Raw genomic sequence first — 8,746 nt, 5'->3', positions numbered from 1 at the left:
CGGGCGAACGCGCAAGCGACGCGCTAAAAAGGGAGGTCGTGCTCTATCATTTCTCTCAAATGCTAAGTCATTACGGTAGCCACGGCGTGGCGATATTTCGCAAGCATCTGCACGAATACTCCAAGGGGCGCGAAAACGCCGCAAGCTTTCGCGAGCAGATCAACCACGTCGCCGCCGAGAGCGAGATGGCGCGGCTGATCGAGGAATTTTTCGCCTAAAGTTAGAATTTTAGGAGCTTTGATGATTATTTTAAAAATTATAGCCTGCGCATTTTCGATGAGTTTTTGCTTTATGTGCGTTTCGAGTTTGGCTGGTTTTATGATAGAACCGTTTTTTTACACATCTAGCGCCCAGTTTGACGATCCTATAGAATGGCTACAGAAAAAATTCGCATATTTCCTATTTTTTTGGATATTTTTCTGCTGGACATGTGCGATACTTGCCGCAAAGTTAAAGGATTTTGGTAAGCTTGCGGATTTTTTCGTCAATCTATTTTTGCCTACCGTAGCGGTTTTAATTGTATCGCCCCTTGTCGGGATAGCGATTGCCACGGTATTAGGGTGGTGCGGAGGCGATTTGGTAATCAGTATTTTCGCAGCTTATATCCTTGCTCTGCTAGTCGTAAATAGGGTCTTAAAGCAGATTTATCCGCCCAAGTCCTAGCGCGCGAAATTTTAAAATTTAGCGCAGAGCTTTTATCTACCGCTTACAATCACAGCCCGCGCGTTAAAAGGCGAGGGCGTTAAAATTTAAGGAGAAATTATGCAAAATATCTACATCATCGGCGACGTGCACGGCTGCTACAGATCGCTTTTGGCGTTAATAGAGCAGCTGCCGCATAAATTTGATAGTAAAATTTGCTTCGTTGGCGATCTGATCGACCGAGGCCCTGCGAGCGCGGATGTGGTTGAATTTGTGCGCGCAGGAAGATATGACGCAGTGATGGGTAATCACGAAAGAAGCTTCGTGCGTAATGCAAAAACCGCCCTGCGATGCGCAAAAACGGGCAAATTTACGAGCTTAAATGACCTCTACGCATTTTTTAGCCTGGATGAAAGCTGGCTGTTTAATAATGGTGGTGAAGCGACGCTAGCGTCGTATTATCGTCACGGAGGCGTGAAGCAATGCAAGGAGCATCTGCGGTTTGTCTCGCGGCTGCCGATTTACCTAGAGTATGATTTGCGTGATGAAAGCGGTCGCGCTCTCGTCGTATCGCACTCCGCAGTGGGTCGCGCGTGGGGGATTAGACACGATGCAGAGCGTGCGAAAAGCTTCGCCGCTCATGTGCTAAGCGGGCGCGGAGATGATAGCGCGAATGATGGAATTTTTAATGTCTACGGGCACACGCCGGTAAAAAAGCCCGTCATTACGGAATTTAGCGCAAATATCGATCTGGGCTGCGTTTATAAAAAGCACTGGGGCGAGAAGGCGAGGCTTTGCGCGCTGGAGTTTCCCTCAAAGAGAATTTTCACGCAGGAGTGCATAGATTTTTGAGTTTGTATCGGGATAGCGCGGATTAAAATTTAAATTTAAGCGGGCTGTCTGAAGACGAAATTTTAGGATTTAAAGGTGCGTTCTTAAAGCGTCCGTCGCGCAGCCAGATCGCGTGAAATTTTAAATAATATCCCTTAGCTTACGCGCTTCATACATCCACGCCTCAAGCTCATCCCAGCGCTCGTCACGAATCATCCCCACGCAAAGATCCAGTTCGTTTTTAAAAGCATCGATCGCGCCCAGTAGGTTCGTGCGGTTTTGCTTAAAAATATCGACCCACATCTGCGGCGAGCTCTTGGCGATACGGCTCATGCCCGAGAAGCTGCCGCCGGCTAAATTTATGATGTTGCGGCGATTTTCCTCTTTTAAAACGCTGTTTACGAGCGAGTAGCTGATCGCGTGGGGCAGATGCGAGATGAGCGCCACGTGGTGATCGTGGCTTTTTGCGTCCATAAATACGATCTTCATCCCCGCAAACGAAAAAATTTCGACCGCGCGCTTGACGTGTGTTTCGTCCGCGCCGTGATCGTCGCAGATGACGACTACCGCGCCGTTTAAAAGCTCTTTAAATGCCGCTTGCGGACCGGAATCTTCGGTTCCCGCCATCGGGTGAGCCGCGATGAAATTTCGTCTAATCTGCGGCGGGCAGTTTTGTAAAATTTTAAATTTAGTGCTTCCCAGATCGATGATCGTCGTCTCGCTTCTGCAGTCGCTTAGATCTTGAAGCGTCTGCAAGATCGCCTCTACGGGGATCGCGAGAAATATCGCGTCGCAGATTTGCTTCATCTGCTTTAGGCTTAAAATTTCATGTACGAGCCCGAGTCGCAGAGCTTCTTTTTCATTTTCGCGGCTGATGTCGCAGCCGTAGACGGCGCTGATGATTTTGGTGCTCTTTAGACACAGCCCGAGTGAGCCGCCTATGAGACCTAGACCGATGATTCCTATCTTCATAAAATTCCCTTTTGATATATGCAAGTTTTAATTTTAATGTGGTATTATACGCAAATTATTTTCAGTTTTAGGTAAAATTTTATGAAAAAAAGCGTTTTTTTACTCTTAGTAGGCGGGCTCTCCGTAGCATGCGCCACGCAGATCAAATCCATTAAATTTGAAGGACTTAGACACCTCTCTCCGCAGGTCGCACAGCAAATTTCGGGGCTTAAAGTAGGCGATCAAATCACCGGCGAAAATACCAACGCCGCGATTTCAAATTTATTCGCGCAGGGCTATTTTAGCGACGTTTATATCAGTGAGCAGGGCGGAGACGTAACGATCAACGTAACCGAGAAGCCGACTATCGCTAAGGTCGAGATCAAAAACGTAGTCACCAACGACCGCGACAAGATCAATGAGCTCATCGGTCTGCGTCCGGGGCAGGTTTACGACGAGGTGGCGGTTAAGAAGGCGGAGACGCGCATCAAACAGTACTACGAGGTTAAGGGCTTTTTCGACACCGTGGTGGAATTTTATCCAAAGCCGATAAACGACGATAAATCGGTCATCTTGCTGACGATCGAGGTAAATCGCGGCGAAAATATCATAATCGACAAGGTAAATTTGGTAGGTGCGGACAAGCTCGACTATGGCGATATAGAGCCATCCGTCGCCAATAAAGAGCGTGAAATTTTAGGCTGGATGTGGGGCTTTAACGACGGCAAGGTAAAAACCGCCGAGCTTCCTAACGACGCCAATAGAATTCAAGAGGAATATTATAAAAAGGGCTATTTGGACGCCCAAGTATCCGAGCCGCTGCTTAATGCGGATATGAATAACTACACCGCCGATCTTACCTACTATATCAGCGAGGGCGAGCGATATAAAGTAAGCTCGGTAGATATCGAGTGCCCTAATTATATCGTTTTAGATAAGGCCGAAGTCATAGATGATTTTAAGCTTGAAAAGGGTGATACTATGAACTCCGCTTGGTTACGCCGCGATATGGAAAAGCTGGAAACTCTAGTAGCCGATCAGGGTTATGCCTACGTGCGCGTAGTGCCTAAAACCAAGCAAAACAAAGAGGAAAGAACGGTCGATATCACCTATGAGGTTATCCCGGAGGATAAGGTCTATATCAGAAACGTAACGATCTCTGGTAACGACAAAACCGAAGATAAGGTCATTCGCCGCGAGATGTATCTGACCGAGGGGAATTTATACAGTAAAACGGATTATAACGACTCTCTTAGCTCGCTAAAGCGTACGGGATATTTCGATGAGGTCGAGATCAAGGAAAATCGCGTTTCAAACGATAAGATTGATCTTGAGGTCGTCGTAAAAGAAGCTCCTACGGGCTCGATTACCGGCGGTATCGGCTACGGAAGCGATGACGGATTGCTACTAAGCGGCGGTATCAGCGATAGAAACGTATTCGGCACCGGCCTGCACGGCGCATTCTCGGTCGAAAAGAGCGACGATGCCCTAAGCGGACGCATAAGCCTAACCAATCCGCGCGTATTTGACTCCGAATACAGCCTCGGCGGCGCGATCTTCGCCAACGACTACGATTGGAACGATTACGACGAGAAATCCTACGGATTTTCGATCACCGGCGGCCGCAAGCTGGGACGCTATACCGATGCCAGCCTAACTTATTATTTTGAAAAGAGCGAAATAAAGGGCTTAAATCAATACTACGCCGCGGCAGGCTATCAAGACGGTAAAAATTTAAAAAGCTCGATTATCCCTGCGATCACGTTTAACAACACCGACGATTATTATCTGCCTCGCAGTGGCGTTATTGCAAGCACGAGCCTCGAATACGCAGGTCTTGGCGGCGATATCGAATACACCAAAGCGCGAGGATCGTTTAATTACTACTTTGGCTTACGCGACTACATCGACTACGATATTATTTTCAGATACAAGGCCGCAGCGGGCTACATCTGGGAGACGGGCAAAAAAATCCCGATTAACGAAAAGCTTTTCCTAGGCGGTATGAAAAACGTCAGAGGCTACGACAGCAGGAGCATTCCGAAAAAGCAAATTTGTCTAGCCGCGAATAATTGTCGCTATATCGAGACGGGCGGTATGCAGAGTTTTAATAACTCCTTTGAGCTAAGCTTCCCGGTTATCGATAGGCTAAAGATGCGCCTCGTAACCTTTTTTGATTACGGAATGATCGGCGATAATAGCTGGAACGAGGAGGAGCGCTATAGCGCGGGTGCTGGTATCGAGTGGATGACGCCGATGGGGCCTTTGCAGCTGTATTTCGTCAAACCTCTGAATAAAAAGCCGCACGACGACACCAATAGCTTTGAGTTTAGCATAGGTTCGCGCTTTAATTAGTCTAAATTTAGGGGTCGCAAGAGCGGCTCCTTTTTAAATTTAGACTTGCTTTAAATTTTAAAATTTCATCTTTTTTGGGCTTGCAAGCAGAGTTAAATTTAGCGCGCTTTAAATTTTAAATTTTAAAAATTTGCCGGTTTTAATGCGGCTTTGGGTTTTCGGCGCGGATAAATTTGCGCCCATAAAATCGCGCCCGTTTCCCCTAAATTTCGCTAAACTTTACCGATAATTTACGTTAAGCCTGTAAAATCGCGGCTAAAATCACACACAAAGGCAAACTCATGCGCAGAAACGGCAGTAAAACCAAATTTAAAATTTTAATACTTCTTATTATATTGTGCGCCGTCATCTATGGAATTTTTAGAATTTTCACCTCGCCTAAATTTGAAAAAAATCCTCCGCAGATCGCGCTTGCAAGTGAAATTTATTGGAATTTGACCTCGCCTTTAAAGATTAAAATTTCAGACGACACGGGACTTAAACTGATCCGCGTAAATTTAAACGACGGCTCGAGCGTCATTCCGTTAGTAAACGAGGAGCTAAACGTCCCGCAAACGGCAGTCGAAATTCCGGTGGAATTCCCTAAAAATTTGATCTTTAATAGCGATAAAAATTATAAGCTCGAAGTTATCGCAACCGACGTCAGCGTTTGGAATTTCGCCCAAGGCAATAAGGCTGAAAAAACCGCAAATATAATAATCGACAACAAAAAGCCCGTCATCAACGTCATTGCGCAATCTTACAAAATCACCAAAGGCGGCAGCGCCGTAGTGGTTTTCGGCGCGTCGGACGAGAGGCTGGATCAGGTTTACATCCATACGAATTACGGGAAAGATTTCAAAGCAACGCCGTTTGTCAAGGACGGCTACTACGCTTCGCTCGTGGCGTGGCCCGCAAATTTAGATGAATTCCGCGCCGAAGTAGTCGCCACCGATCTTGCGGGCAACGTCAGCACCTCGCAAATTAAATACTTTTATCAGGACAGAAAATACAAGCTCTCAAATATCAAACTGAGCGCAAATTTCATCAGCGGCAAGGTAAGCGATCTGGCTAGCCAGTACGCGCAGAATTTTAACTCAATGAGCGATCTGGAAAAATTTAAATTCGTAAACGAGACGCTTCGCAACAAAAACAGCGACGATCTGCACGCCGCTACTAGCGCGGTGCATGAGGATAAAATAGAGAGTTTCGAGCCAAAGCCGTTCTATCCGCTCGCAAAGGGCGCGGCGGTGGCGAGCTTCGCCGATCATAGGATATTTTTTATGGATGAGCGGCAGGTGAGCGAGTCGTGGCATATGGGGCTCGATCTTGCTAGCGTCGCAAACGCCGACATCAAAGAGAGCAACTACGGCAAGGTGGTTTTCGCGCAAGAAAACGGAATTTTCGGATTAAATTTAGGGATTTACTACGGCTTCGGATTATACGGCATCTACGGACACTGCTCGGCGACACAACTGAGCGTGGGTAGCGACGTAAAACCGGGCGATACGCTAGCGCAGACGGGTTCGAGCGGCTTTGCATTCGGAGATCACCTTCACTTCGGCATAGTTGTGCAGGGGGTGGACGTAAGACCGGAGGAGTGGATGGATTCAAAGTGGATCAAAGATAATATCTCGGACGTTTTGGAATCGTCTAAAAAATTAATCCAAAAGGGTAAGTAAATTTTAAAATTTTTGCTATAATGCGCGGATTAATGAAAACGAGGATAAAAATGAGACAGACAACGATAGGCAAAAAAGTCCATACCGTGGGCATCGGGCTTCACAAAGGCGAACCGATTAGGCTGACTTTGGAGCCGCTTGAAGCCGGTAGTGGAATCGTCTTTTACAGAAGCGATCTCGGTATTAGTTTTAAAGGCGAGCCGAAAAACGTCGTAAATACGCAGATGGCAACCGTCGTAGGCAACGACAAAGGCTATATATCGACGATCGAGCACCTAATGAGCGCGATAAACGGCTACGGCATCGATAATATCCGCATCATCGTCGATGCTAATGAAATTCCGGTGATGGACGGTAGCTCCGCGAGCTTTTGTATGCTTTTGGACGAAGCCGGCGTAAAGGAGCTCGATGCGAATAAAAAAGCTCTCATCATCAAGCGAGCGGTGGAGGTTCGAGAGGGCGATAAGCTCGTGCGACTAAGCCCAAGCAAGAGCCCTAAATTTGATTATACGATTAAATTTAGCCATCCGCTCATCGGCACTCAGCACTATGTTTTTGAATTTAGCAAGAAATCCTATGTCAAAGAAATTTCGCGTGCCAGAACGTTTGGATTTTTGAAAGACGTGCAGGCGCTGCGCTCTATGGGGCTAGCTCTAGGCGGTAGTTTGGAAAATGCCGTCGTAATAGACGAGAATAAAATTTTAAATCCAGAGGGTTTGCGCTTTGAAAACGAGTTCGTCCGTCATAAAATTTTAGATGCGATCGGCGATCTTGCGCTCGTAGGCGCCCCGATTTTGGGCGATTACACGGCGTTTGCGGGAAGCCACGATCTAAATCATAAACTAACTTTAGCAGCTTTGGCTGACGCTAAAAATTTCGAGCTTGCTGACCTTACCGCCGAGATCGTACGCGAATACCAAACAGTCTTCGCCTAAGGCCTAAAAAATCAAAGAAGTTGAAATTTTAATTGCCGCTCTTAGCGCGCTATGTCTGATCGGCGTGTATGAAAACGGCGCTAAGATAGCGGAATTTGCAAGCGCCGAAGGCGAAAAAGCCGATGAATTTCTGATCTGCAAATTTAGCGAAATTCTAAAAACTTATAAAATCAAAGAGCTCATCTACGCAAACACTCCCGGCAGCTTCATGGGTATGAAGGTGAGCTACGTGATCTTGCGCACGCTTAGCATCGCTCTTGATGTACCTCTGCGCGCGATCAGCGGCTTTGAGCTAAGCGGCTTCGGGCCGATCAGAGCAAATAAAAACTTCAGCTACGTTTATGAGCGCGGCGAAATCAGGATGAAAAAATGCGCCCCCGCCGCGCTATCTTTGCCGCAGGATTTATCGGTTTTAAATAAAAGCGATGATATACTTCCAAATTACATCATAGAAGCGGTTTAGGAGAAAATTTGATTATAAGAATTCCTGCGACGAGCGCAAATTTAGGCCCTGGTTTCGACGCGCTCGGCCTTAGCCTAGGGCTATTTAACGAAGTAGAGATTACCGAGCAGAAGTTTTTTTGCGTATCGCTTAGCGGCGAGGGCAGCGACAGAGCGTGGCTTAAGAAGGGCAACGCTTTTTTGAATATTTTCAATGAAATTTACAGAAAACTAGGCGGCGGGCAAGAGTTAAATTTTAAATTTGCCTTTCACAACAACATCCCGTTTTCGCGCGGGCTGGGTAGCAGCTCGGCCGTGATTGTAGGCGCCATCGCAAGTGCTTATAAAGTTTGCGGCTTTGAGATCGATCGCGCTAAAATTTTAAACACGGCGCTGGAATATGAAAATCACCCTGATAATATCGCGCCCGCGACGCTCGGCGGCTTTGTCAGCAGCGTCGTGGACGGTAAGACGGTTCGCACGCAAAAATGCGAAATTTCGCAAGACCTGCAAGCCGTCGTCGTTATCCCCGATACGCCGATGCCTACGAATGAATCGCGGGGCAAGCTGCCTAAGAGCTTTTCGATCAAAGATTGCGTTAACAACCTCTCGCACGCGGCGTTTCTTACCGCTTGCTTTATGCGGCGCGACTACGACAGCTTGCGCTACGCCTGTATCGACAAGATGCATGAGCAGATGCGTATGGGCGTGCTTCCGCAGCTTTTTAAGGTGCGTGAGATCGCCTATGATAACGGCGCGCTTATGAGCTCGCTCTCCGGCAGCGGCTCAAGCTTTTTAAATTTAGCCTACATATCCGACGCCGCGAAGCTTAAAGCCTGCCTTAGTGAAAATTTTCAAAACTTCCGCGTCGAAATTTTAGATATCGACAATGGCGGCTTTAATATTGACTAAGAAAAATAAAGATATAAT

At 47.0% G+C, this 8,746-nt stretch carries 9 protein-coding genes; 8 read left to right on the top strand and 1 reads right to left on the bottom strand.

The annotated features are described in order from the left end of the window. From Q0438_RS07765 to Q0438_RS07755, 3 genes are all read left to right on the top strand, one after another. Positions 1 to 218, top strand: a 218-nt coding sequence (locus tag Q0438_RS07765; protein ID WP_299189915.1) for a tRNA-dihydrouridine synthase, incomplete at its 5' end; no start/stop codon positions are given. Between the two features lie 22 nt (positions 219 to 240). Then, positions 241 to 663, top strand: coding sequence for a hypothetical protein (locus Q0438_RS07760; protein ID WP_299189914.1), 423 nt, complete (start codon positions 241 to 243; stop codon positions 661 to 663). A 99-nt stretch (positions 664 to 762) separates the two neighbouring features. Next, complete coding sequence (locus Q0438_RS07755) at positions 763 to 1,494, top strand: metallophosphoesterase (protein WP_299189913.1); 732 nt, start codon at positions 763 to 765, stop codon at positions 1,492 to 1,494. 120 nt (positions 1,495 to 1,614) lie between these two features. Here Q0438_RS07755 and Q0438_RS07750 read toward each other — a convergent pair whose 3' ends face one another. After that, complete coding sequence (locus tag Q0438_RS07750) at positions 1,615 to 2,445, bottom strand: prephenate dehydrogenase (protein WP_299189912.1); 831 nt, start codon at positions 2,443 to 2,445, stop codon at positions 1,615 to 1,617. A gap of 81 nt (positions 2,446 to 2,526) precedes the next feature. Between Q0438_RS07750 and bamA the strand changes: the two genes are divergently transcribed. The 5 genes from bamA to thrB all read left to right on the top strand — a co-directional run bounded on the left by bamA (position 2,527) and on the right by thrB (position 8,728). After that, a complete protein-coding gene (gene bamA, locus Q0438_RS07745) occupies positions 2,527 to 4,779 on the top strand; it encodes an outer membrane protein assembly factor BamA (protein ID WP_299189910.1) in 2,253 nt (750 codons plus the stop codon). Positions 4,780 to 5,060: 281 nt separating this feature from the next. Next, the gene (locus Q0438_RS07740) at positions 5,061 to 6,440 is read left to right on the top strand and encodes a M23 family metallopeptidase (RefSeq protein ID WP_299189908.1); all 1,380 of its coding nucleotides are present in this window, start codon (positions 5,061 to 5,063) and stop codon (positions 6,438 to 6,440) included. Positions 6,441 to 6,490: 50 nt separating this feature from the next. Further along, on the top strand, positions 6,491 to 7,375 hold the full coding sequence (gene lpxC / locus Q0438_RS07735) for a UDP-3-O-acyl-N-acetylglucosamine deacetylase (protein WP_299189906.1): 885 nt from the start codon (positions 6,491 to 6,493) through the stop codon (positions 7,373 to 7,375). A gap of 64 nt (positions 7,376 to 7,439) precedes the next feature. Further along, positions 7,440 to 7,838, top strand: coding sequence for a glycoprotease (locus Q0438_RS07730; protein ID WP_299189904.1), 399 nt, complete (start codon positions 7,440 to 7,442; stop codon positions 7,836 to 7,838). An 8-nt stretch (positions 7,839 to 7,846) separates the two neighbouring features. Continuing rightward, positions 7,847 to 8,728: a homoserine kinase gene (gene thrB, locus Q0438_RS07725; protein WP_299189901.1), complete on the top strand. Its 882-nt coding sequence runs from the start codon at positions 7,847 to 7,849 to the stop codon at positions 8,726 to 8,728. Positions 8,729 to 8,746: the final 18 nt, after the last annotated feature.

It is taken from the genome of uncultured Campylobacter sp. (assembly GCF_938030785.1).
In the GTDB taxonomy this organism is placed as follows: domain Bacteria; phylum Campylobacterota; class Campylobacteria; order Campylobacterales; family Campylobacteraceae; genus Campylobacter_B.
Note: the sequence above shows the minus strand (reverse complement) of the source record. Positions and strands in the feature narration are given on the sequence as shown.